The organism is Streptomyces sp. NPDC046821, assembly GCF_040645335.1.
Lineage (GTDB): Bacteria > Actinomycetota > Actinomycetes > Streptomycetales > Streptomycetaceae > Streptomyces.
Map to the genome: position 1 here is coordinate 100,938 of NZ_JBEYYB010000012.1, position 20,486 is coordinate 121,423.

The 20,486-nt window shown below is 65.7% G+C and carries 31 protein-coding genes and 1 pseudogene; all 32 read right to left on the reverse strand.

Translation table 11 applies throughout. The annotated features are described in order from the left end of the window. Positions 1-151: 151 nt before the first annotated feature. Positions 152-265 carry a 50S ribosomal protein L36 gene (gene rpmJ, locus ABZ893_RS24800; RefSeq protein WP_003974245.1) on the reverse strand — a complete coding sequence of 38 codons (114 nt, stop codon included), beginning with the start codon at positions 263-265 and terminating at the stop codon, positions 152-154. 57 nt (positions 266-322) lie between these two features. Continuing rightward, entirely contained in the window at positions 323-544 is a 222-nt protein-coding gene (gene infA / locus ABZ893_RS24805; protein WP_003948620.1) for a translation initiation factor IF-1, read from the reverse strand. A 139-nt stretch (positions 545-683) separates the two neighbouring features. Then, a pseudogene (locus ABZ893_RS24810) lies at positions 684-818 on the reverse strand (type I methionyl aminopeptidase); the annotation flags it as partial. A gap of 144 nt (positions 819-962) precedes the next feature. Further along, the gene (gene map, locus ABZ893_RS24815) at positions 963-1,805 is read right to left on the reverse strand and encodes a type I methionyl aminopeptidase (protein WP_361407423.1); all 843 of its coding nucleotides are present in this window, start codon (positions 1,803-1,805) and stop codon (positions 963-965) included. Positions 1,806-1,904: 99 nt separating this feature from the next. Further along, positions 1,905-2,558 (reverse strand): adenylate kinase, encoded by a 654-nt coding sequence (locus tag ABZ893_RS24820; protein ID WP_361407425.1) that lies wholly within the window; start codon positions 2,556-2,558, stop codon positions 1,905-1,907. Further along, positions 2,558-3,871 carry a preprotein translocase subunit SecY gene (gene secY, locus ABZ893_RS24825; RefSeq protein ID WP_361407427.1) on the reverse strand — a complete coding sequence of 438 codons (1,314 nt, stop codon included), beginning with the start codon at positions 3,869-3,871 and terminating at the stop codon, positions 2,558-2,560. Before secY ends, ABZ893_RS24820 begins: the two co-directional genes overlap by 1 nt. Positions 3,872-4,158: 287 nt before the next feature. After that, entirely contained in the window at positions 4,159-4,614 is a 456-nt protein-coding gene (gene rplO / locus ABZ893_RS24830) for a 50S ribosomal protein L15 (protein WP_361407428.1), read from the reverse strand. Positions 4,615-4,616: 2 nt separating this feature from the next. Continuing rightward, positions 4,617-4,799: a 50S ribosomal protein L30 gene (gene rpmD, locus ABZ893_RS24835; protein ID WP_041985698.1), complete on the reverse strand. Its 183-nt coding sequence runs from the start codon at positions 4,797-4,799 to the stop codon at positions 4,617-4,619. Beyond that, entirely contained in the window at positions 4,799-5,404 is a 606-nt protein-coding gene (gene rpsE / locus ABZ893_RS24840; RefSeq protein WP_005313527.1) for a 30S ribosomal protein S5, read from the reverse strand. Before rpsE ends, rpmD begins: the two co-directional genes overlap by 1 nt. Positions 5,405-5,468: 64 nt before the next feature. After that, entirely contained in the window at positions 5,469-5,852 is a 384-nt protein-coding gene (rplR, locus tag ABZ893_RS24845; protein WP_361407430.1) for a 50S ribosomal protein L18, read from the reverse strand. Positions 5,853-5,855: 3 nt separating this feature from the next. Continuing rightward, positions 5,856-6,395 (reverse strand): 50S ribosomal protein L6, encoded by a 540-nt coding sequence (rplF, locus tag ABZ893_RS24850; protein ID WP_361407432.1) that lies wholly within the window; start codon positions 6,393-6,395, stop codon positions 5,856-5,858. Positions 6,396-6,416: 21 nt separating this feature from the next. Next, on the reverse strand, positions 6,417-6,815 hold the full coding sequence (rpsH, locus tag ABZ893_RS24855; RefSeq protein WP_158989430.1) for a 30S ribosomal protein S8: 399 nt from the start codon (positions 6,813-6,815) through the stop codon (positions 6,417-6,419). Between the two features lie 209 nt (positions 6,816-7,024). Continuing rightward, positions 7,025-7,210, reverse strand: coding sequence for a type Z 30S ribosomal protein S14 (locus ABZ893_RS24860; protein WP_003948630.1), 186 nt, complete (start codon positions 7,208-7,210; stop codon positions 7,025-7,027). A 5-nt stretch (positions 7,211-7,215) separates the two neighbouring features. Beyond that, on the reverse strand, positions 7,216-7,773 hold the full coding sequence (gene rplE, locus ABZ893_RS24865) for a 50S ribosomal protein L5 (protein WP_361407434.1): 558 nt from the start codon (positions 7,771-7,773) through the stop codon (positions 7,216-7,218). Next, positions 7,773-8,096 (reverse strand): 50S ribosomal protein L24, encoded by a 324-nt coding sequence (gene rplX, locus ABZ893_RS24870; protein ID WP_127832083.1) that lies wholly within the window; start codon positions 8,094-8,096, stop codon positions 7,773-7,775. Before rplX ends, rplE begins: the two co-directional genes overlap by 1 nt. Before the next feature lie 2 nt (positions 8,097-8,098). After that, the gene (gene rplN / locus ABZ893_RS24875) at positions 8,099-8,467 is read right to left on the reverse strand and encodes a 50S ribosomal protein L14 (protein WP_003974257.1); all 369 of its coding nucleotides are present in this window, start codon (positions 8,465-8,467) and stop codon (positions 8,099-8,101) included. 109 nt (positions 8,468-8,576) lie between these two features. After that, entirely contained in the window at positions 8,577-8,861 is a 285-nt protein-coding gene (gene rpsQ, locus ABZ893_RS24880) for a 30S ribosomal protein S17 (protein ID WP_100594880.1), read from the reverse strand. Further along, positions 8,861-9,085, reverse strand: coding sequence for a 50S ribosomal protein L29 (gene rpmC, locus ABZ893_RS24885; RefSeq protein ID WP_059079052.1), 225 nt, complete (start codon positions 9,083-9,085; stop codon positions 8,861-8,863). Before rpmC ends, rpsQ begins: the two co-directional genes overlap by 1 nt. Further along, entirely contained in the window at positions 9,085-9,504 is a 420-nt protein-coding gene (rplP, locus tag ABZ893_RS24890; RefSeq protein ID WP_127832084.1) for a 50S ribosomal protein L16, read from the reverse strand. Before rplP ends, rpmC begins: the two co-directional genes overlap by 1 nt. 5 nt (positions 9,505-9,509) lie before the next feature. Further along, entirely contained in the window at positions 9,510-10,346 is an 837-nt protein-coding gene (rpsC, locus tag ABZ893_RS24895; protein ID WP_361407437.1) for a 30S ribosomal protein S3, read from the reverse strand. Continuing rightward, a complete protein-coding gene (gene rplV, locus ABZ893_RS24900) occupies positions 10,346-10,693 on the reverse strand; it encodes a 50S ribosomal protein L22 (protein WP_004571827.1) in 348 nt (115 codons plus the stop codon). Before rplV ends, rpsC begins: the two co-directional genes overlap by 1 nt. 43 nt (positions 10,694-10,736) lie before the next feature. Continuing rightward, positions 10,737-11,018, reverse strand: coding sequence for a 30S ribosomal protein S19 (gene rpsS, locus ABZ893_RS24905; RefSeq protein ID WP_015035577.1), 282 nt, complete (start codon positions 11,016-11,018; stop codon positions 10,737-10,739). Positions 11,019-11,030: 12 nt separating this feature from the next. Further along, positions 11,031-11,867 carry a 50S ribosomal protein L2 gene (rplB, locus tag ABZ893_RS24910; protein WP_116511060.1) on the reverse strand — a complete coding sequence of 279 codons (837 nt, stop codon included), beginning with the start codon at positions 11,865-11,867 and terminating at the stop codon, positions 11,031-11,033. A 39-nt stretch (positions 11,868-11,906) separates the two neighbouring features. Further along, the gene (gene rplW, locus ABZ893_RS24915) at positions 11,907-12,323 is read right to left on the reverse strand and encodes a 50S ribosomal protein L23 (RefSeq protein WP_037626998.1); all 417 of its coding nucleotides are present in this window, start codon (positions 12,321-12,323) and stop codon (positions 11,907-11,909) included. Then, positions 12,323-12,976 (reverse strand): 50S ribosomal protein L4, encoded by a 654-nt coding sequence (gene rplD / locus ABZ893_RS24920; RefSeq protein ID WP_361407439.1) that lies wholly within the window; start codon positions 12,974-12,976, stop codon positions 12,323-12,325. Before rplD ends, rplW begins: the two co-directional genes overlap by 1 nt. Before the next feature lie 7 nt (positions 12,977-12,983). After that, positions 12,984-13,628 (reverse strand): 50S ribosomal protein L3, encoded by a 645-nt coding sequence (rplC, locus tag ABZ893_RS24925; RefSeq protein WP_361407441.1) that lies wholly within the window; start codon positions 13,626-13,628, stop codon positions 12,984-12,986. 14 nt (positions 13,629-13,642) lie between these two features. After that, positions 13,643-13,951, reverse strand: a complete 309-nt coding sequence (rpsJ, locus tag ABZ893_RS24930) for a 30S ribosomal protein S10 (RefSeq protein ID WP_003948644.1) — start codon at positions 13,949-13,951, stop codon at positions 13,643-13,645. 476 nt (positions 13,952-14,427) lie between these two features. Next, the gene (locus ABZ893_RS24935) at positions 14,428-14,880 is read right to left on the reverse strand and encodes a hypothetical protein (RefSeq protein ID WP_361407443.1); all 453 of its coding nucleotides are present in this window, start codon (positions 14,878-14,880) and stop codon (positions 14,428-14,430) included. A 2-nt stretch (positions 14,881-14,882) separates the two neighbouring features. Next, positions 14,883-15,200, reverse strand: a complete 318-nt coding sequence (locus tag ABZ893_RS24940) for a hypothetical protein (RefSeq protein WP_361407445.1) — start codon at positions 15,198-15,200, stop codon at positions 14,883-14,885. Positions 15,201-15,202: 2 nt separating this feature from the next. Next, positions 15,203-15,610, reverse strand: coding sequence for a hypothetical protein (locus ABZ893_RS24945; RefSeq protein WP_361407447.1), 408 nt, complete (start codon positions 15,608-15,610; stop codon positions 15,203-15,205). A gap of 167 nt (positions 15,611-15,777) precedes the next feature. Next, complete coding sequence (locus ABZ893_RS24950) at positions 15,778-20,049, reverse strand: DUF6531 domain-containing protein (RefSeq protein ID WP_361407449.1); 4,272 nt, start codon at positions 20,047-20,049, stop codon at positions 15,778-15,780. After that, positions 20,046-20,414, reverse strand: coding sequence for a hypothetical protein (locus ABZ893_RS24955; RefSeq protein WP_361407451.1), 369 nt, complete (start codon positions 20,412-20,414; stop codon positions 20,046-20,048). The genes ABZ893_RS24950 and ABZ893_RS24955 overlap by 4 nt, the downstream gene beginning before the upstream one ends. Between the last annotated feature and the right edge of the window lie 72 nt (positions 20,415-20,486).

The window sequence follows — 20,486 nt, forward strand, 5'->3', positions numbered from 1 at the left end:
GTTCCCAGGGGCCGTATGAGGTACATCCTGGGTCCCCGGCCTCCGACCGGGGGTGTCGCCCTCCATATACCGATGGCTCTGAAGAGGGACGGGTCCTGCGTATTCACTTACTACTTGCGTCGCGCGAAAATCTGCGAACTGCAGTCGTGCGTCAGCCCTGGCGCTGCTTGTGGCGCGGGTTGTCGCAGATAACCATGACCCGGCCGTGACGGCGGATCACCCTGCACTTGTCGCAGATCTTCTTGACGCTCGGCTTGACCTTCATTGGGTGAGGTTCTCCGGGTCAGTGCCACCATCCCGCGAGGCGGGATGCGGGCAAGATCTACTTGTACCGGTAGACGATCCGGCCACGCGTCAGGTCGTACGGAGACAGCTCCACCACGACCCGGTCGTCAGGGAGGATGCGGATGTAGTGCATACGCATCTTGCCGCTGATGTGAGCCAGGACCTGGTGGCCGTTCTGGAGCTCCACCTTGAACATGGCGTTCGGGAGAGACTCGACGACAGTGCCTTCGATCTCGATGGCACCTTGCTTCTTGGCCACGCTTTGCCCTTCGAATCGACTACCTTGATCGACTCTGCACATACATGAGGACATGCGTGTGCACGAGAGCCGACGCGTCAGTCTACGTCAGGGCACCGCGAAAGACGAATCGGAGAAGTCTGCCCCATCCGCAAGATCATTACGCAAGGGGGTCCGGCGCGGCCGTGACACCCAGCTCAGCGAGCTTCGCCCTGCCACCGTCAGGCGCCGTCAGCACCAGCGGGCCTTCCTCCGTAAGAGCGACGGAGTGCTCCCAGTGGGAGGACCACGTGCCGAGCCAATTCTCAACGGCCTCCTCGCGGGCTCGGCGCCGGGGCGCCTCACAAGCTTCGGGGGCCTGCGCCGGACTCCGTCCGTCGGACCGGGTGACCTGTCGACGCCGGCGCATCAAGGCCAGGCGAAGAGGTCGCCCTTCGCCTCAGGCTCCCGCGAGGGGGTCAGGAGCCGCAGTGACACCCAGCTCCGCCAGCTTCGCCTTGCCACCGTCAGGCGCCGTCAGCACCAGCGGGCCTTCCTCCGTAAGAGCGACGGAGTGCTCCCAGTGCGAGGACCAGGTGCCGTCCGTGGTGATGACGGTCCAGTCGTCCTCGAGGACCTCGGTGCGCGGGGTGCCGAGGGAGACCATCGGCTCGATCGCGAGGCAGAAACCGGGGACGAGCTTGGGGCCCTTGCCGCGGCGGCGCTCCACGTAGTTCAGCAGGTGCGGGTCCATGTGCATCTCGGTGCCGATGCCGTGGCCGCCGTAGTCCTCGACGATGCCGTACTTGCCGCCGCCCGGCTTGGGCTGGCGGCGGATGTAGGTCTCGATGGCGCGGGAGACGTCGACGAGCCTGTTGCCGTTCTTCATCGCGGCGATGCCGGCCCACATCGACTCCTCGGTCACCCGGGACAGCTCGATGAGCTCCGGCGCGTGACCGCTGCCGACGAACGCGGTGTACGCGGCGTCGCCGTGCCAGCCGTCGATGATCGCGCCGCAGTCGATGGAGATGATGTCGCCGTCCTTGAGGACGGTCTTGTCGTCCGGGATGCCGTGGACGACGACCTCGTTGACCGAGGTGCAGATGGTCGCGGGGAATCCCCCGTACCCGAGGAAGTTCGACTTGGCGCCGTGCTCGTCGATCACCTTGCGGGCGACCTGGTCCAGATCCCGGGTGGTGGCACCGGGCACCGCGGCCTCACGCGTCGCGGCGTGGATCGCGGCGACGACCAATCCCGCCTCACGCATCTTGGCGATCTGCTCGGGGGTCTTGATCTGCACCATGGGGGCCTGCGCTCTCCGTCTTCCGTACTACCGGTTTACGTACACAACACTACGGCCGCGGCGCCCTGTCCGGGCACCGCGGCCGTGGCTGCGTAGCTACTACTTGTCGCGCTTGAGGGCTTCCATGGAGCGCGCGGTGACCTCGTCGACCTTGCCGAGCGCCGAGATCGTCACGACCAGGCCCTGGGCCCGGTAGTAGTCGATGATCGGCTCGGTCTGCGTGTGGTAGACCTCGAGGCGCTTGCGGACCGTGTCCTCGGTGTCGTCGTCGCGCTGGTACAGCTCGCCGCCGCAGACGTCACAGACGCCCTCGACCTTCGGCTGCGAGTACGTCACGTGGAAGACGTGCGCCGAGTCCTTGCGGCAGATGCGGCGGCCGGCGATGCGCTTGACCACCTCGTCCTCGGGGACCTCGAGGTCCAGGACCGCGTCCAGCTTCACGTCGTCGGCCTTGAGGGCGACGTCGAGCGCCTCGGCCTGCGAGACGTTCCGGGGGAAGCCGTCGAGCAGGAAGCCGTTCACGGCGTCCGGCTGCTCCATGCGGTCCTTGGCCATCCCGATGGTGACCTCGTCCGGGACGAGCTGGCCGGCGTCCATGTAGGACTTGGCCTTCTTGCCCAGCTCCGTGCCCTTGCTGATGTTGGCACGGAAGAGGTCGCCCGTGGAGATGTGCGGAATCGACAGGTTCTTGGCGAGGAACGCGGCCTGCGTTCCCTTGCCAGCACCGGGCGGCCCGACGAGGACGATTCGCATCAGCGGAGGAACCCTTCGTAATTGCGCTGCTGAAGCTGGCTCTCGATCTGCTTCACCGTTTCGAGGCCGACACCCACGATGATGAGGATGCTCGTCCCACCGAACGGGAAGTTCTGGCTTGCCCCGAAGCCAACCAACGCCATCGTCGGTACGAGAGCGATCAGACCCAGATACAGCGAACCCGGCCAGGTGATCCGGTTGAGCACGTAGCTGAGGTACTCAGCGGTCGGTCGGCCAGCCCGGATGCCCGGGATGAACCCACCATACTTCTTCATGTTGTCCGCGACTTCCTCGGGGTTGAACGAGATCGCCACGTAGAAGAACGCGAAGAAAACGATCAAGAGGAAGTACGAAACGATGTAATAGGGGTGATTTCCCTTGGTCAGGTGGTCGTTGATCCAGGTTTTCCACCCGGAATTGCCACCGGCGAACTGCGCCACGAGCGCCGGAATGTAGAGCAGCGACGACGCGAAGATGACAGGGATCACACCCGCCTGATTGACCTTCAGCGGGATGTACGTGGACGTACCGCCGTAAGAACGACGACCGATCATGCGCTTCGCATACTGGACGGGGATCCGGCGCTGCGCCTGCTCCACGAAGACCACCAGGGCGACCATGACGAGACCCACCAGGATCACGGTGCCGAACTCGATCCAGCCGCCGGCCAGCGAGCCCGTCTTCTTGATGGACCACAGGGCCGAGGGGAACGTGGCGGCGATCGAGATGAACATCAGGATGGACATGCCGTTGCCGATGCCGCGGTCGGTGATGAGCTCACCGAGCCACATGACGATGGCGGTGCCGGCGGTCATGGTGATGACCATCGTGATGGTGATGAAGATCGACTGGTCCGGGACGATCTGGTTCGCCACGGGGCACCCCTGGAAGAGGGCGCCGCTGCGCGCGGTCGCGACGAGGCCGGTGCCCTGGAGGATGGCGAGCGCCACGGTCAGGTAGCGGGTGTACTGCGTGATCTTCGCCGTACCCGCCTGACCCTCCTTCTTCAGGGCCTCGAGCCTCGGGATCACGACGGTCAGCAGCTGCAGAATGATGCTCGCGGTGATGTACGGCATGATGCCGAGCGCGAAGATCGTGATCTGCAGGAGCGCGCCACCGCTGAACATGTTGACGAGACCGAACAGCCCCTGCGTGCTGCTGGCCGCGTCCATGCAGGTCTGGACGTTCTTGTAACTGACACCCGGAATCGGTACGTGCGTACCGATTCGGTAGATCACGATGATGCCGAGCGTGAAGAGCAGCTTCTTGCGCAGGTCGGGCGTCTTGAACGCCCGGGCGAACGCGGTGAGCACGGTGCCTCCTGCGACCCCCGCGCACGTGCGTCAGAGGTGACGGTCTTGAGGTTCGATGAATGAAGGAATACGTATACGTAACAGTCGAGCGCCGGGTGAAGTTCCGTCTCAACTCATCGTCGTCAGGAAATTCCCCCGTGACCGGAGCCTGAGCACCGACCGATACAGCACAGTGCTGGCCACCATACCGGCGACCAGGCCCCCCTAGGAACGACCAACCGGGGATGCCCCTTTTGTGGGGCATCCCCGGTCGGGAATCGCTCATGTCATCAAGACGTCTGAAAGAGTCAGACGAGCTCGGTGACCGTACCGCCGGCGGCGGTGATCTTCTCCTTGGCGGAGCCGGAGACGGCGTCGACCGTCACCTGCAGCGCCACGGAGAGCTCGCCCTGGCCCAGGACCTTGACGAGCTGGTTCTTGCGAACCGCGCCCTTGGCGACGAGACCCTCGACGGTGACCTCGCCACCTTCCGGGTACAGAGCCGCCAGCTTGTCGAGGTTCACGACCTGGAACTCGGTCTTGAACGGGTTCTTGAAGCCCTTGAGCTTCGGGAGACGCATGTGGAGGGGCATCTGGCCACCCTCGAAGCGCTCCGGAACCTGGTAACGGGCCTTGGTGCCCTTGGTGCCACGACCGGCCGTCTTACCCTTCGACGCCTCACCACGACCAACACGGGTCTTGGCGGTCTTGGCGCCCGGGGCGGGACGGAGGTTGTGGATCTTGAGCGGGTTGTTCTCCGCCATGATCAGTCGACCTCCTCAACCGTCACGAGGTGCCGCACGGTGTTAGCCATGCCGCGGAACTCGGGGCGGTCCTCCTTGACGACCACGTCGTTCAGGCGCTTGAGCCCGAGCGAACGCAGAGTGTCGCGGTGGTTCTGCTTGCTGCCGATGTACGACTTCGTCTGCGTGATCTTGAGGCGAGCCATTACGCACCCGCTCCCGCACGCGCACGAAGCAGAGCCGCGGGGGCGACGTCCTCGAGGGGCAGACCACGGCGAGCCGCGATCTCCTCGGGACGCTGCAGGCCCTTGAGGGCCGCCACGGTCGCGTGCACGATGTTGATCGCGTTGTCGGAGCCGAGCGACTTCGACAGGATGTCGTGAACGCCGGCGCACTCCAGGACGGCGCGCACCGGGCCACCGGCGATAACACCGGTACCGGGGGAAGCAGGCTTCAGCAGGACGACGCCCGCGGCCTTCTCGCCCTGGATCGGGTGCGGGATGGTGCCCTGGATACGGGGGACCTTGAAGAAGTGCTTCTTGGCCTCCTCAACACCCTTGGCGATGGCGGCCGGCACCTCCTTGGCCTTGCCGTAACCGACACCCACCGTGCCGTCACCATCGCCCACCACGACCAGCGCGGTGAAGCTGAAGCGACGACCACCCTTCACAACCTTGGCGACGCGGTTGATCGCGACAACGCGCTCAACGTACGCGGTCTTCTCGGCGGCAGCAGCGCCACCGTCGCGACCCTTCCGGTCCCGCCGCTCGCCGCCACCGGCACCGCTGCCGCGGCGCTGGGGTCCAGCCATTGGAATTACCTCTCTTCGTTTTCCGCTAGCTACGCAGCCACATAAGTCGCTGCGCGACGGGGTCCTAGAACTTCAGACCGGCTTCGCGGGCGGCGTCCGCCAGAGCGGCGATGCGCCCGGCGTACTGGTTACCACCACGGTCGAACACGACAGCCTCGACGCCCGCGGCCTTGGCGCGCTCGGCGACCAGGGCGCCGACCTTGCCGGCCTGCGCGGACTTGTCGGCCTCGACACCACGGATCGAGGTGTCCAGGGTCGACGCCGACGCGAGGGTGTGACCCTTAACGTCGTCGATGACCTGGGCCACGATGTGGCGGTTCGAACGCGTCACGACCAGGCGCGGACGCTCAGCCGTACCCGAGATGTGCTTACGGATACGAATGTGACGGCGCTTGATGGCAGCACGCTTGTAAGCGTCGCCCTTAGCAATCTTGACACCGTATGCCATGGCTTACTTACCCGCCTTTCCGACCTTGCGGCGGATGACTTCGCCTTCGTACTTGACGCCCTTGGCCTTGTACGGGTCGGGCTTGCGCAGCTTGCGGATGTTGGCCGCAACCTCGCCGACCTTCTGCTTGTCGATGCCCTCGACCGAGAACTTGGTCGCCGATTCGACCTTGAAGGAGATGCCCTCGGGCGCCTCGATCAGGATCGGGTGGCTGTAGCCGAGCGAGAACTCCAGGTTGGAGCCCTTCGCCAGGACGCGGTAACCGACACCGCTGATCTCGAGCTTCTTCACGTAACCCTGGGTCACGCCGGTGATCATGTTCGCCACCAGCGTGCGGGACAGGCCGTGGAGGGCCTTGTTCTGACGCTCGTCGTTCGGACGGGTGACGTTGAGAACGCCGTCCTCGCCCTTAGCGATCTCGATCGGCGCCACGACGGTGTGGGTCAGGGTGCCCTTGGAGCCCTTGACCGTGACCGTGCGGCCGTCGATGGTGACGTCCACGCCGGCGGGAACCGTGATGGGGAGCTTGCCAATACGCGACATTAGCTATTCCTCCGTTCCCGACTACCAGACGTAGGCGAGGACTTCCCCACCTACGCCCTTCTTGCCTGCCTGCTGGCCGGTCAGAAGACCGTGCGACGTGGAGATGATCGCCACGCCGAGGCCGCCGAGGACCTTGGGCAGGTTGGTGGACTTCGCGTAAACCCGGAGACCGGGCTTGGAGATCCGCTTGATGCCCGCGATGGAGCGCTCACGGTTCGGGCCGAACTTCAGCTCGAGAACGAGGTTCTTGCCGACCTCGGCGTCCTCGACCTTCCAGCCCGTGATGAAGCCCTCCTGCTGGAGGATCTCCGCGATGTGAGACTTGATCTTGCTGTGCGGCATCGACACGGAGTCGTGGTATGCCGAGTTCGCGTTACGCAGACGAGTCAGCATGTCCGCGATCGGATCAGTCATGGTCATGAATTGGCCTTCGGCCTCTCTCGCCGGGGTTTCCTGTATGCGCCATCCCTCTCCCCACACAGGGGCGGGACGGGTGCGGCGCGGGGACCTACGGCGTAGTAAGTCGTACGGGCGGCGGACGCCCAACCCCACAAGCCTAAGGCATGTAGGGGAGGGCCTCCGCCGACCCAGTGCTTACCGAGAGTCTCTTGGCAATCCCAACTAGGGGATTACCAGGAGCTCTTGGTCACGCCCGGCAGCTCGCCACGGTGAGCCATCTCACGAAGGCACACGCGGCAGAGGCCGAACTTGCGGTACACGGAGTGCGGGCGGCCGCAGCGCTGGCAGCGGGTGTAGCCACGCACACCGAACTTCGGCTTACGAGCAGCCTTGGCAATAAGAGCCTTCTTCGCCATCTCGCTTACGCCTCCTTGAAGGGGAAGCCGAGGTGACGGAGGAGCGCGCGGCCCTCATCGTCGTTGGTCGCCGTGGTGACCACGGTGATGTCCATACCCCGGACGCGGTCGATCTTGTCCTGGTCGATCTCGTGGAACATGACCTGCTCGGTGAGACCGAAGGTGTAGTTGCCACGGCCGTCGAACTGCTTGGGGGACAGACCACGGAAGTCGCGGATGCGCGGGAGCGCGAGCGACAGGGTGCGGTCCAGGAACTCCCACATGCGGTCGCCACGGAGCGTGACGTGGGCACCGATCGGCTGGCCCTCACGCAGCTTGAACTGCGCGATGGACTTGCGGGCCTTGGTGATGGCCGGCTTCTGACCGGTGATCGTGGTGAGGTCACGGACGGCACCGTCCATGAGCTTCGAGTCACGGGCGGCGTCGCCGACACCCATGTTGACCACGATCTTCACGAGGCCGGGGATCTGCATGACGTTCTCGTAGGAGAACTCCTCACGCAGCTTGCCCGCGATCTCCTCGCGGTACTTCGTCTTGAGACGCGGGTTCGTGGTGGTAGCCATCAGATGTCCTCACCCGTCCGCTTGGCAACGCGGATCTTGTTGCCCTCGTCGTCGAAGCGGTAACCGACACGCGTGACGACCTTGTTGCCGTCCTTCTCCACGACGAGCTGAACGTTGCTCACGTGGACAGGGGCCTCGGTCGTGACGATGCCACCGGCCTGCGAACCGCTGGCGGTGGGGCCGGCCTTGGTGTGCTTCTTGACCCGGTTGACACCCTCGACCAGGACGCGGTCCTCGCGGGGGAAGGCCGCGATGACCTTGCCCTGCTTGCCCTTGTCCTTACCGGTGATGACCTGTACCAGGTCGCCCTTCTTGATCTTCATGCTTACAGCACCTCCGGCGCGAGCGAGATGATCTTCATGAACTTCTTCTCGCGCAGCTCACGGCCCACCGGGCCGAAGATACGGGTGCCACGAGGGTCGCCGTCGTTCTTCAGAATGACGGCGGCGTTCTCGTCGAAGCGGATGTACGAGCCGTCCGGACGGCGGCGCTCCTTGACGGTGCGAACGATGACCGCCTTGACGACGTCACCCTTCTTCACGTTGCCACCGGGGATCGCGTCCTTGACGGTGGCGACGATGACGTCACCGATGCCCGCGTAGCGGCGACCCGAGCCACCGAGAACACGGATGGTGAGAATTTCCTTCGCACCCGTGTTGTCGGCGACGCGAAGTCGCGACTCCTGCTGGATCACGTCTATCTCCTGTTTGTCTGCCGGTTCCCGACAGGGGCCTTATCCCTTACGGGAGTCCGGCCCCTGCCGAGCCTGGCGGAACTGAACCTGAAGGAAACCCTTCAGGTAATTACTTGGCCTTCTCGAGGATCTCGACGATGCGCCAGCGCTTGGTCGCCGACAGCGGACGCGTCTCCATGATGAGGACGCGGTCGCCGACGCCGGCAGCGTTCTGCTCGTCGTGCGCCTTGAGCTTGTTCGTACGGCGGATGACCTTGCCGTACAGGGCGTGCTTGACGCGGTCCTCGACGGCGACGACGACGGTCTTGTCCATCTTGTCGCTGACGACCAGACCCTCACGGGTCTTGCGGAAGCCGCGGGCGGCAGTCTCTTCAGTCACGTTGCTCTCGCTCATCAGGCGTTCTCCACCGTCTCGATGCCCAGCTCGCGCTCACGCATGAGGGTGTAGATCCGCGCGATGTCCTTGCGGACGGCCTTGAGCCGACCGTGGTTCTCGAGCTGACCGGTCGCCGCCTGGAAGCGGAGGTTGAACAGCTCTTCCTTGGCCTCGCGGAGCTTGTTGAGGAGCTCCTCGTTGCCCAGTTCGCGCAGCTCGGACGCCTTGGTACCGGCCGACATCACGACTCACCTGCCTCGCGCCGAACAATCCGGCACTTCATCGGAAGCTTGTGAGCAGCGCGGGTAAGCGCCTCACGCGCAATCTTCTCGTTCGGGTAGGACAGCTCGAACATCACCCGTCCCGGGTGAACGTTCGCGATCCACCACTCGGGGGAACCCTTACCGGAACCCATGCGGGTCTCGGCGGGCTTCTTCGTGAGCGGACGGTCCGGGTAGATGTTGATCCAGACCTTGCCGCCACGCTTGATGTGGCGGGTCATCGCGATACGAGCCGCCTCGATCTGGCGGTTGGTCACGTACGCCGGCGTGAGGGCCTGAATGCCGTACTCGCCGAACGCAACCGTCGTACCACCCTTGGCCTGACCGCGGCGCTTGGGGTGGTGCTGCTTGCGGTGCTTGACCCTACGGGGGATCAGCATTTCGGTCAGGCCTCCGTTCCGGTGCTCTCAGCCGGAGCAGCGGCGGCGGGAGCGTCGGCCTTGGGGGCCTCGGCTGCCGGCGCGGACTGCTGCGGCTTGCGGCCGCGGCCGCCACGCTCGCCACCACGGCCACCACGGCCGGCGGGACGGTCGTTGCCACCACGGGCCGGGCGGTTACCCGCACGGGCCGCGGCGTTCTCGGCGCGGACCTCGGCGATGTTCTTGACGTCGCCCTTGTAGATCCAGACCTTCACACCGATACGGCCGAAGGTCGTCTTGGCCTCGAAGAAGCCGTAGTCGACGTTCGCGCGGAGCGTGTGCAGGGGCACACGGCCCTCGCGGTAGAACTCCGAGCGGGACATCTCGGCGCCGCCGAGACGGCCACCACACTGGATCTTGATGCCCTTGGCGCCGGCCTTCATGGCCGTCTGCATGCTCTTACGCATGGCGCGACGGAAGGAGACGCGGGAGGACAGCTGCTCGGCAACGGCCTGAGCAACCAGCTGAGCGTCGGTCTCGGGGTTCTTGACCTCGAGGATGTTCAGCTGGACCTGCTTGCCCGTGAGCTTCTCGAGGTCACCGCGGATGCGGTCGGCCTCGGCGCCACGGCGGCCGATGACGATGCCCGGACGAGCGGTGTGGATGTCCACACGCACGCGGTCACGGGTGCGCTCGATCTCAACCTTCGAGATGCCGGCGCGCTCCATGCCGGAGGTCATCATGCGACGGATGGACACGTCTTCCTTGACGTAGTCCTTGTACAGCTTGTCGGCGTACCAACGGGACTTGAAGTCCGTGGTGATACCGAGCCGGAACCCGTGCGGGTTTACCTTCTGGCCCATTACCGGGTTCCTTCCTTGCTGCTGACGACCACGGTGATGTGGCTGGTCCGCTTACGGATCCGGTAGGCACGGCCCTGAGCACGCGGACGGAACCGCTTCAGGGTCGGGCCCTCATCCACGTACGCCTCGCTGATGACCAGCGAAGAGGCGTCGGTGTGGTCGTAGTTGTGTGCAGCGTTGGCGATGGCGCTGTCCAGCACCTTGCCAACCGGCACGCTCGCGGCCTGCGGGGCGAAACGCAGGACCGCCTGAGCCTCCGTGGCATCCATGCCACGGATGAGGTCCACCACGCGGCGGGCCTTCATGGGCGTGACGCGGATGTACCGCGCCTGGGCCCTGGCTTCCATGGTTGTCCCTTCAGTGTTCGTCATAGTCGATTCCACCCCGCCTTTAGCGGCGCTTCGACTTCCGGTCGTCCTTGACGTGACCCCGGAAGGTGCGCGTCGGCGAGAACTCGCCGAGCTTGTGGCCGACCATCGACTCGGTGACGAACACCGGGATGTGGGTCTTGCCGTTGTGCACCGCGATCGTGTGGCCCAGCATGGCCGGGATGATCATCGAGCGACGGGACCAGGTCTTGATGACGTTCTTGGTACCGGCTTCGTTCTGAGCGTCCACCTTCTTTACGAGGTGGCCGTCAACGAAGGGTCCCTTCTTGAGACTGCGCGGCATCTAAACCCGCTCCTAGCGCTTCTTGTTCGTCTTGCGGCGGCGGACGATGTACTTGTTCGAAGCCTTCTTCGGCGAACGAGTACGACCCTCCTTCTGACCCCACGGGGAGACCGGGTGGCGACCACCGGAGGTCTTGCCCTCACCACCACCGTGCGGGTGGTCAACCGGGTTCATCGCCACACCGCGGACGGTCGGACGAACGCCGAGCCAGCGCTTGCGGCCGGCCTTGCCCCAGTTGATGTTCGACTGCTCGGCGTTGCCGACCTCGCCGATGGTGGCGCGGCAGCGAACGTCGACCAGGCGGATCTCGCCGGACGGCATACGCAGGTGGGCCATCTGGCCCTCCTTCGCCAGCAGCTGCACGGAGGCACCTGCGGAGCGGGCGAACTTGGCGCCGCCACCGGGACGGAGCTCGATCGCGTGGATCGTGGTACCGACCGGGATGTTGCGGAGCGCCAGGTTGTTGCCCGGCTTGATGTCGGCCCCGGGACCGTTCTCGACGCGGTCACCCTGCGACAGGCCACGCGGAGCGACGATGTAACGCTTCTCGCCGTCGGCGTAGTGCAGCAGCGCGATGCGCGCGGTGCGGTTGGGGTCGTACTCGATGTGCGCGACCTTCGCCGGCACGCCGTCCTTGTCGTGACGACGGAAGTCGATCACACGGTAGGCGCGCTTGTGTCCGCCACCCTGGTGGCGAACGGTCACACGACCGGCGTTGTTACGGCCGCCCTTGCTGTGCAGCGGGCGGACCAGCGACTTCTCCGGCGTGGACCGCGTGACCTCGACGAAGTCGGCGACGCTGGAGCCACGACGGCCCGGCGTAGTCGGCTTGTACTTGCGGATTCCCATTTCTCAGTCCTCGTCCGATATTCGGACCAAGGCGCTCCGTTAGGAGGCCTGGCCGAAGATGTCGATACGGTCGCCCTCAGCGAGGGTCACGATCGCGCGCTTGCTGTCAGCACGCTTGCCGAAGCCCGTCTTGGTCCGCTTGCGCTTGCCCTGACGGTTGATCGTGTTGACTCCGGTGACCTTGACCGAGAAGACCGCCTGGACGGCCTGCTTGATCTGGGTCTTGTTGGCCCGCGGGTCGACGACGAAGGTGTACTTGCCCTCGTCCAGAAGCGCGTAGCTCTTCTCGGAGACGACCGGCTTGAGGAGGACGTCACGGGGGTCCGTGAAGCTCTTGCTCAGCGGCGTCTCGACAGTGTTCTTGCCCTCGGCCTCGTGGCGCTTCGCCTTGGCGACGCGCGCGGCCTTGGCGGCCTTGGCCGCCTTGGAGGCAATGCTCGGGTGACGCGTAGCCATCAGGCTTCGCTCCCTTCGGTGTCAGTGGCCTTCGGGCCGGACACGAAGGACTCGAAGGCGGCCTGGGTGAAGACCACGTCGTCCGAGACGAGAACGTCGTACGTGTTCAGCTGGCCCGGCTCCAGGATGTGGACCTGGGGCAGGTTGCGCGCGGAGAGCAGCGAGGCCTCGTCGGCACGGTCGATGACCAGGAGCAGGTTCTTGCGCTCCGAGATCTTGCCGAGCAGCGACTTGGCGGCCTTGGTGGAGACTCCGCCGTCGACCACGCCGGTGACGACGTGGATGCGAGCGTTGCGGGCCCGGTCGGTGAGGGCGTGGCGCAGGGCCGCGGCCTTCATCTTCTTCGGGGTCCGCTGCGAGTAGTCACGCGGCTGCGGGCCGTGGACGACGCCACCGCCGGCGAACTGCGGCGCACGGGTCGAACCCTGGCGCGCGCGGCCGGTGCCCTTCTGGCGGTAAGGCTTCTTGCCACCACCGCGGACTTCGCCACGGCGCTTGGTCTTGTGCGTGCCCTGACGGGCAGCGGCCAGCTGGGCGACGACGACCTGGTGGAGAAGCGGGATGCTGATCTTCTCTACGTCGAAGATCTCCGCGGGGAGCTCGACCGTCCCGGCCTTGTCGCCTGCAGGCGAAAGGATGTCAATGGTGCTCATCGGTTCCTCAAACCCCCTTGGCCGCGGTGCGGACCAGGACGAGGCCACCGTTCGGACCGGGAACTGCGCCCTTGATGAGGAGCAGACCCTTCTCCGCGTCAACGGCGTGAACGGTCAGGTTCTGGGTGGTGACCCGCTCGTTGCCCATGCGACCCGCCATGCGCATGCCCTTGAAGACACGGCCGGGGGTGGCACAGCCACCGATGGAACCGGGCATACGGTGCACACGGTGGGCACCGTGGGACGCCTTGCCACCCTTGAAGTTGTGGCGCTTCATGACACCGGCGAAGCCCTTGCCCTTGCTCTTCGCGGTGACGTCGACCTTGACGCCCGCCTCGAAGGTCTCGGCAGTGATCTCCTGGCCCAGCGTGTACTCGCTGGCGCCGGAGGTACGGAGCTCCACCAGGTGGCGGCGCGGGGTTACATCGGCCTTGGCGAAGTGGCCCTTGAGGGGCTTGTTCACCTTGCGCGGGTCGATCTCGCCGAAGGCGATCTGGACCGACTCGTAGCCGTCGACGTCGTTCGTACGGACCTGGGTCACGACGTTCGGACCGGCCTTGACCACGGTGACCGGGACGACACGGTTGTTGTCGTCCCAGACCTGGGTCATGCCGAGCTTCTCGCCCAGGATGCCCTTGATCTGCTTAGCCATCTCTTCCGCGCCTCTCAGAGCTTGATCTCGATGTCAACGCCGGCCGGAAGGTCCAGGCGCATCAGCGAGTCAACGGTCTTGGGCGTCGGGTCGAGGATGTCGATGAGGCGCTTGTGCGTGCGCATCTCGAAGTGCTCGCGAGAGTCCTTGTACTTGTGCGGCGACTTGATGACGCAGTACACGTTCTTCTCAGTGGGCAGCGGCACCGGGCCTGCGACCGACGCACCAGTGCGGGTCACCGTCTCGACGATCTTCTTCGCCGAGGAGTCGATGACCTCGTGGTCGTAGGCCTTGAGCCGGATGCGGATCTTCTGTCCCGCCATGGCTACTAGTAGTCCTGTCTCTCGAAACGCTCTGGAACCTGGTGGGTCCTATTCCGCCCTCCTCCGACCCACGCGGTCGGGCGTGTCGCAGTCGCACTGCAGAAATTTCCTTACGGATTCCCTGCGAGGGACTGCGGCCGCTGGGACCGCGAAGCCGGGGGAAGAAACCCACCGGGCGCCTGGCTGAGGCACCCCACTGCACTTCCCGGAAGATTCCCGTACGTCCGCCCTAGCGCTGCCGGCGGTCTTACAACCGTTCGGCAGATGGGGCGACGAGTACTGTGGGACTCGCTTCCGGTCCTCCCGGCGGGAGGCGCGCAGCATCGGCACTCAACCGAGCAACCCCGACAGTCTGCCACAGCGCGACGGCCCCTGGCCAATCGAAGCCGTAGAGAGTACCCGGGGAGTGACCCAGGTCAAACCGGGGGGCGTGGGGGTGTGTGGCGTGGGTCATAGGGGCTGACGGGAGGGCTGAGTCAGGGGCTGACCCAGACCGCCTCCAGGTCGCTGCAATGGACAACGATCGATGCGCCGGTCAGCTCGATCTCATGCAGACATCCGCCGCTCTCGCGCGGGAGCACCTCATCCAGCAGGACCGTGTCGACTCGCATCCGGTCAGCCTCCGCGTCGTAGTCGATGGAGAAGTGCGACACACCCGCGTACCGAATACGAAGCCCCCGGTCATGCTTCCACCGGTTGGGCGCGAAGCTCAGCGTCAGACTGCCGCTCTTGTCCGTGGCCACATCAATGCCGGTCAGCTCCAGATCCTTGACGGACCTGCTCAGGGGCGGGGAGTAGTGCTCAATGTCGGAGACATAGGCCCAGGCCCCGGGTGGCAGCAGCGCCTCGAGCCGGGGAAGCTCGGCGAGATACGCCCTCGGATCCAGTTTGACTCCGCTGGAGTCCCACTCCACCTTGACGAATTCCATGGTCAGTTGAGGTGCCACAGGACGTACGTCACGAGCAGCAGCACCAGGCCGGCGAGCGTCATGAGCGCGCCCAGGAACCTCAGATACCCCACGGTCCCGAAGATGGTCGGGGAACCCTCGAGGTGCCCCAGCGCCGCCCACCTGTCCGCGGTCTTCCGCCGGATCCGCTCAGAACGGCGAGTCGTGATGCCGCGTACGTCGAACGCCCAGTTCAGCCCGGCCCAGACGCAGACGAGCCCGGCGAGAAGGAAGACGGCGAGGGCGACGGGGGACGGACCGTTCACTCCTGCGGCGAGTTCGGACACCCAGTTGGAATTCACTTCTAGTCTTCCCCCAGTGCCGAAGTGCGACTGGCGGGGATTCTGTACTCCGCCGCCATTGAGTCACTGAAGAGGACCAGCAGGGAGTCCGGCATATAGGTAAATCCAGCCCCTTGCGATTCCCCGAGAGCAATCACGAAATTCCGACCGTTGGAGAAGTCGAATCGGTAAGCCCATGGCATCTGCGGGCACCCTTCGTTGGGAATGTGCCAGGCAGGGCTGATGCTGCTGATCGATGAGCCCAGGTAATCCGTCCATTCGGACCGGTTGCTCACATCCACCGTTTCGACGGGAGGGGAAGAAGCCGCCTTGGCGGGGCGCATTTCAATCGTCAATCCTTCATTGAGGCCGTCCATGTCCCAATAGACAGCCAGTGTGGAGTTGTCACTCATGCCGAGTTCGACAGCCATGTCGACTTCATGGGCGCCCACGGACCTGTGCTCTTCGGGCCAAGATTCTCCGGCGAGCACTCCGTAGCGGACCGCTGCCACGCCCACTCCTGACAACTGCGCCTCAAACTCCGCCAGCTCCCCTGCCAAGCGTGTCTGCCCCAGCCAGGGCTTGATAACTCTCTTCACTAGTACCGTCCGAAGTACTGGAAATTTCCACTGGAATCAAATGTTGCGCCGAACCCTCGTCCACCTGCGGGGTCAGGCATGATGTAACGCGTGCCACCCGCGAAGTTTCCAGAATTCACGGGGACCTGTGTAGCATTGGGATTGGTGAGGATATCATCAAGGAGATCCTGACCGGACGAGTCCAGTTGCTTACCTGGCACGACGTCCAAGTCTCCGCGATTCATATGCTTCTGATATTCGCGTCCCGCATGGGTGAGCTTCCCCTTCGCTGGACGCTGGCCAGTTTTCGAGAGTGCGTCCACACACGGAGCGAGTCCCAGAGGATCGCACACGGTCAGGGGCGTGCTCACATACGCATGCTGGTTGTCCGCCGGTGCCAGGCCCAACGGGTCCGGGCTGATGTACCGAGCCGTTCGGGGGTCGTAATAGCGGAAGTAGTTGTAGTGCAGCCCGGTCTCGGAGTCTGCGTACTGGCCCCGGAAACGAAGTGGGCAGTCCACGGTCGTCGCACCTTCGTCCGCCGGGGCGGGAAAGTGAGTGCCCCACAAGGTGGCGCGTCGCTGCCAGGCCACGCCCCCTTCACCGGTGACGAGTTCGGCGGGTGCGCCCGAGGCGTCCGTGATGATCGCGTGGAGGCGGGTGGTGTGGTCGGCCGATGTGTCCTCCGCCAGCTTGGCGAGGAAGGACGTTCCCGGGGTGTGCCGCGCCGGCCGATGGTCGGTCTGGGTAACGGGCCGGTGGGTGCCCGGGGCGTAGTCCCACGTAATGGCACGACCGTCGGGTGCTGTCTGCTCTGCAAGACGGGTGTCGTCCCAGGCAAAGTCAGTACGAGATGCCTCTGAACCGTCATCGTTCAGAAGAGACTTGGATATGCGCCGGCCCAGGGCGTCGTACGCATAGCGCCAACGCTCGCCGTCCGGGGTGATCGCATCGGTGAGCCGGTCCTCAGCGTTCCAGGTGTACGTCCAGGTCCGCCGCTGGCCGTTGAGCAGCTTGCACGTCTTGCGGACTAGCCGCCCCTGCGCATCATGTTCGTACCTGGTGGTGCCCGCGCGACGGATGAGGGTGCCCTCGAACTCGCGATCTCCGGGCGTCTCGTGGGCAGGGGCGGTGGCGTGGGTGAGGTTGCCCGTTGTGTCGTAGGCGTACGTCTCGGTCCAGCCGTAGGCACGTACGCCCGTGACCCGGCCCGTCGGGTCCAGGTCGAACTTCCTCGTTCCCGAGGTGAGTTCACGTATCTCGGTGAGGTAGCCGTCCGCGCGGTAGGCATAGTCGCGGTGCTGGAGGAGGCGGTCTGCCTCTCCGCCGCTCTGTGATGACGTCAGGGACTGCGTGGTGAGGCGGTTCGTCGTGTCCCAGGTCTGGGTGAGGGTCACCCCGTCGCCGATGCGGCGGTGCGTCTCGCGGCCTGCCGCGTCGTAGGCGAAGGTCAGCGTCCCGGCGTCAGAGCGGAGCTCCGTGGCCCGGCCCGCCGGGTCGTACGTCCAGTTCGAGGTGAGGCCGGACGGCGTCGTGCGTCGGGTTCGGCGGCCTAGCGCGTCATAGGTGTAGGTCGTCGCCCGTCCGTTGACCGTCTCCGACAGCGTGCGGCCAAGTGCGTCGTATGCGGTGATGATCTCCGCATCTGCGTTCACGGCACGGATCAGCTCGCCCGTCGCACCGTATTCGTACGTCGTCACCTCGCCCGTGTCGGCGTGCTGCTCGGTCACCCTGCCGAGCGCGTCGCGCGTGAAGCGCAGGGTCTCGCCGGCGCCGTTCGTGCGCGATGTCAGGCCGCCGGCTGAGTCATGCGTATAGGTCAGGGTGCGGCCGTTGAAGTCGGTCTCCGCGGCCAGCCGCCCGGCCTGGTCGTAGCTGTACGACCAGGTCAGACCCTGTGGGTTGGTGACGCCTGTGAGCCGTCGTTCGGTGTCGTATGCGAAGGCGTACGTCGTGCCGTCGGGGTCGACTCGGGTGGCGGGGACGTCGAAGTGGGTGGGTGTGTGGCGGGTGACGTTGCCTGCCTGGTCGGTGTGGGTGAGGAGGTTGCCCTCGCCGTCCCACGACCAGGTCTCGCGGGTGCCGTCGGGGTGCTCGCGCCACTCGGGCTTGCCCTCCGTCGTCCAGCCCGTGCGGGTGGTGTGGCCCAGGGGGTCGGTGGCTTCCGCCACCCGGCCGAAAGCGTCCCGGCGCACCGTCGTGACGTGGCCGAGCTCATCGGTCACGGCGACAGGCAGTCCGGCCGCGTTCGGCGTCACGCTTCGCGCGTGTCCCAGTGCGTCCGTGACGGAGGTCGGATGACCCGACTCGTTGTAGGAGATGCGGGTTTCGGCATCGAGCGGATCGAGCGTGGTGTGCAGGTTGCCGCGTTCGTCATAGGTGTGGCGCCAGGTCGCCCCGCCGGGCTCCACGACCTCGACCGGCTGCCCGTACCTGTTGTACGTCGCCCGGGCCGTCGATCCGTCCGGCAGTGTGACCTCGGTGAGATTCCCGTCGCCGTCGTACCGGTATCGGGACGTACGCCCCAGAGGATCAGTGACCGCGAGGGGCTTGTCGCCGCGTTCGTCCCACTGGGTGCGGGTCGTGTGGCCGAGCTGGTCGGTCTCTTCCTCTACCAGGCCCTCCGCGTTGTAGCGGTGGGTGGAGATGTGGCCCAGGGAGTCCGTGTACGTCGTGGTGCGGGTCGCGTCGTCGTAGGTCAGGCTCCCGGAGAGGACGCCGTCGACGCCCTCCGTGCGGGTTACCCGGCCACGGGTGTCGTACTCGTACGAGAACCAAGTCCCGTTGCGGTCGGTCCACTTGGTGATGCGGCCCTGGTCGTCGTAATCGAACCGCAGGGGCAGGTCGCTGGAGTTGATGACCTCGGTGAGGTTGCCCGCCTCGTCGTAGCCGTAGCTCATGACGGTCGTGCCGCCCTCGCGGGAGGCGTCGGCGGCGTACGCGTCCGGGGCCTGGTCGAGCAGGCGCAGGGACGTGATGCGGGGGCCGTCCGTGTCCACGGCGACGTAGTAGCCACCGGAGTGGCGCAGCCCCACGGGGATGCCCTGATCGTCACGCTCCACGTCGATGCGCATCCCGTTGCGGTCGCTCCACGAGTCCACCGGCAGGTGGAACACGCCGAACGAACCGGACGGAAGAGGCGTGCTGAAGGTGCGGGTGACTCCCGTGTCCGGGTCGGTGATCGTCATCACGCCGTCCGGCTTGCCGTCCCACTCCAGCGGCCAGCGCGCACCCTTGACGGGAAGTGCGGGCACATCCGGTTCCGGGACCGGATAGACCAGCCTCATACCGTCCGCCGCCGCGAACACGACGCCCTCGCCGTCGATCTGTACGCACTCGTCGAGCGTCGATATCCAGGTCGGGCCGAAGCACACTCCCCCGCGGTACGACGACAGGTGCGTGCGCTGGAAGAGGAGCGGGAGGGAAGCCGGCAGCGTCAGGTCCGTCTGCGTCATCAGCATCGCGCCGGTCGCCACGTCGATCGGCTCGCCCACGCACGGGGTGCGCTCCGCGTTACGGGCGGCCGGCCCCAGCTCCACGAGGTCGGGCCGCAGGGACGGCGGGCGCAGCATCAGTGGCGTGCTGCTGGAGAACGCCCCTTCCGCACCCGCCTTCAGAACGCCGCTGCCCGCACCGAACGCACCGCCGTAGATCATGCCGTCCGTGGCCGCCTGGTTGACCTCGTCGAGGCTGAAGCCCTTCTGCAGGCCCGTGATCATCTTCAGCGGCTGGGCGATGGCGGCGTCGACGGTGACCGACTCGACCCCGCCGAACGCGGCCGCGATCAGGGTGCCGGCGGCGATCTCCGCGACCGTGGTCGAGACCGCGACGCCCATGGTGGCGCCGAGTTCGATGATGATGTCGGCGGCGGCGACGGCCGCGCCCGAGGCCAGGCCCGCGGTGACGAAGGACAGCGCGATGCCGCCGGCGATCACGGCCGCGTCGATGCCGATCTGCGTCCAGAGTTTGTTGATCGCGTCGTCGATGGCGTCCGCGAACTTGTCCAGCGCCTTCGCCATGCCCCGCGCCGCTTCGGCCAGGTCGCTCAGCCAGCCCGCGTCCTGGCCCTTGGCGTACTTTCCCCAGAACTTCTCGAACGCGTCGATCGACTCACCCTTGTTGTGATGGATGAGGGAGGACGCGCTCTTGTGCACCGGTGCGCGTACGTCGTCGACGGCGTCGGCGAACGTCCGCCACGCCGTGGCTGCCGAGCGCAGGGAATCGGAGTCCGCGTCCGGCCACCACAGGCCCAGGTGAAGGAGGATCTTCTTGGCCTCGTCCTCGATGCTCACCGGGAGCCCTCGCTGTCGCCGTCCTTCTTCGGAGGCTTCACCTTGGTGAACATCCCGGCGATGAGGTCGTCGTTGTCGACGTGCCCGTCGGACAGGTCGACCAGCGCCTCGTGGATGCTGGTCAGGCCCAGGACCAGGATCCCCGCCGAGCTCTCGATCTTCTTCTGCTGCGGCGAGTAGGCGTCCCCGAATTCCTTGCCCTGCTTGTCGTCGCCCCAGGGCTTGCCCAGGTTGTCCAGGGTGGTGACGAGGGTGGTCAGTGCCTTGCTGAGGTTCTTGGCCTGCTCGTGGAACACCGGCGCGGAGGCCTTGATGTCCGCGGTCTTGATGTCGAGCACCTTGCCGTCGTCTTTGCCGTCACCCATGCGACGCATCCCCCCGTCGTTCGCGCGTGCGACTCACGACACTAGGGGAGGCGATTCAAGCGGGGGTCAAAC

Bases quoted from the DNA above. Each gene is read 5' to 3' on its own strand.
- rpmJ (WP_003974245.1), bottom strand. From the start codon at position 265: ATGAAGGTCAAGCCGAGCGTCAAGAAGATCTGCGACAAGTGCAGGGTG.
- map (WP_361407423.1), bottom strand. From the start codon at position 1,805: ATGGTGCAGATCAAGACCCCCGAGCAGATCGCCAAGATGCGTGAGGCG.
- ABZ893_RS24820 (WP_361407425.1), bottom strand. From the start codon at position 2,558: ATGCGAATCGTCCTCGTCGGGCCGCCCGGTGCTGGCAAGGGAACGCAG.
- rplO (WP_361407428.1), bottom strand. From the start codon at position 4,614: ATGGCGGAGAACAACCCGCTCAAGATCCACAACCTCCGTCCCGCCCCG.
- rpmD (WP_041985698.1), bottom strand. From the start codon at position 4,799: ATGGCTCGCCTCAAGATCACGCAGACGAAGTCGTACATCGGCAGCAAG.
- rpsE (WP_005313527.1), bottom strand. From the start codon at position 5,404: ATGGCTGGACCCCAGCGCCGCGGCAGCGGTGCCGGTGGCGGCGAGCGG.
- rplR (WP_361407430.1), bottom strand. From the start codon at position 5,852: ATGGCATACGGTGTCAAGATTGCTAAGGGCGACGCTTACAAGCGTGCT.
- rplF (WP_361407432.1), bottom strand. From the start codon at position 6,395: ATGTCGCGTATTGGCAAGCTCCCCATCACGGTTCCCGCCGGCGTGGAC.
- rpsH (WP_158989430.1), bottom strand. From the start codon at position 6,815: ATGACCATGACTGATCCGATCGCGGACATGCTGACTCGTCTGCGTAAC.
- ABZ893_RS24860 (WP_003948630.1), bottom strand. From the start codon at position 7,210: ATGGCGAAGAAGGCTCTTATTGCCAAGGCTGCTCGTAAGCCGAAGTTC.
- rplE (WP_361407434.1), bottom strand. From the start codon at position 7,773: ATGGCTACCACCACGAACCCGCGTCTCAAGACGAAGTACCGCGAGGAG.
- rplX (WP_127832083.1), bottom strand. From the start codon at position 8,096: ATGAAGATCAAGAAGGGCGACCTGGTACAGGTCATCACCGGTAAGGAC.
- rpsQ (WP_100594880.1), bottom strand. From the start codon at position 8,861: ATGAGCGAGAGCAACGTGACTGAAGAGACTGCCGCCCGCGGCTTCCGC.
- rpmC (WP_059079052.1), bottom strand. From the start codon at position 9,085: ATGTCGGCCGGTACCAAGGCGTCCGAGCTGCGCGAACTGGGCAACGAG.
- rplP (WP_127832084.1), bottom strand. From the start codon at position 9,504: ATGCTGATCCCCCGTAGGGTCAAGCACCGCAAGCAGCACCACCCCAAG.
- rpsC (WP_361407437.1), bottom strand. From the start codon at position 10,346: ATGGGCCAGAAGGTAAACCCGCACGGGTTCCGGCTCGGTATCACCACG.
- rplV (WP_004571827.1), bottom strand. From the start codon at position 10,693: ATGGAAGCCAGGGCCCAGGCGCGGTACATCCGCGTCACGCCCATGAAG.
- rpsS (WP_015035577.1), bottom strand. From the start codon at position 11,018: ATGCCGCGCAGTCTCAAGAAGGGACCCTTCGTTGACGGCCACCTCGTA.
- rplB (WP_116511060.1), bottom strand. From the start codon at position 11,867: ATGGGAATCCGCAAGTACAAGCCGACTACGCCGGGCCGTCGTGGCTCC.
- rplW (WP_037626998.1), bottom strand. From the start codon at position 12,323: ATGGCTACGCGTCACCCGAGCATTGCCTCCAAGGCGGCCAAGGCCGCC.
- rplD (WP_361407439.1), bottom strand. From the start codon at position 12,976: ATGAGCACCATTGACATCCTTTCGCCTGCAGGCGACAAGGCCGGGACG.
- rplC (WP_361407441.1), bottom strand. From the start codon at position 13,628: ATGGCTAAGCAGATCAAGGGCATCCTGGGCGAGAAGCTCGGCATGACC.
- rpsJ (WP_003948644.1), bottom strand. From the start codon at position 13,951: ATGGCGGGACAGAAGATCCGCATCCGGCTCAAGGCCTACGACCACGAG.
- ABZ893_RS24935 (WP_361407443.1), bottom strand. From the start codon at position 14,880: ATGGAATTCGTCAAGGTGGAGTGGGACTCCAGCGGAGTCAAACTGGAT.
- ABZ893_RS24945 (WP_361407447.1), bottom strand. From the start codon at position 15,610: ATGGCTGTCGAACTCGGCATGAGTGACAACTCCACACTGGCTGTCTAT.
- ABZ893_RS24955 (WP_361407451.1), bottom strand. From the start codon at position 20,414: ATGGGTGACGGCAAAGACGACGGCAAGGTGCTCGACATCAAGACCGCG.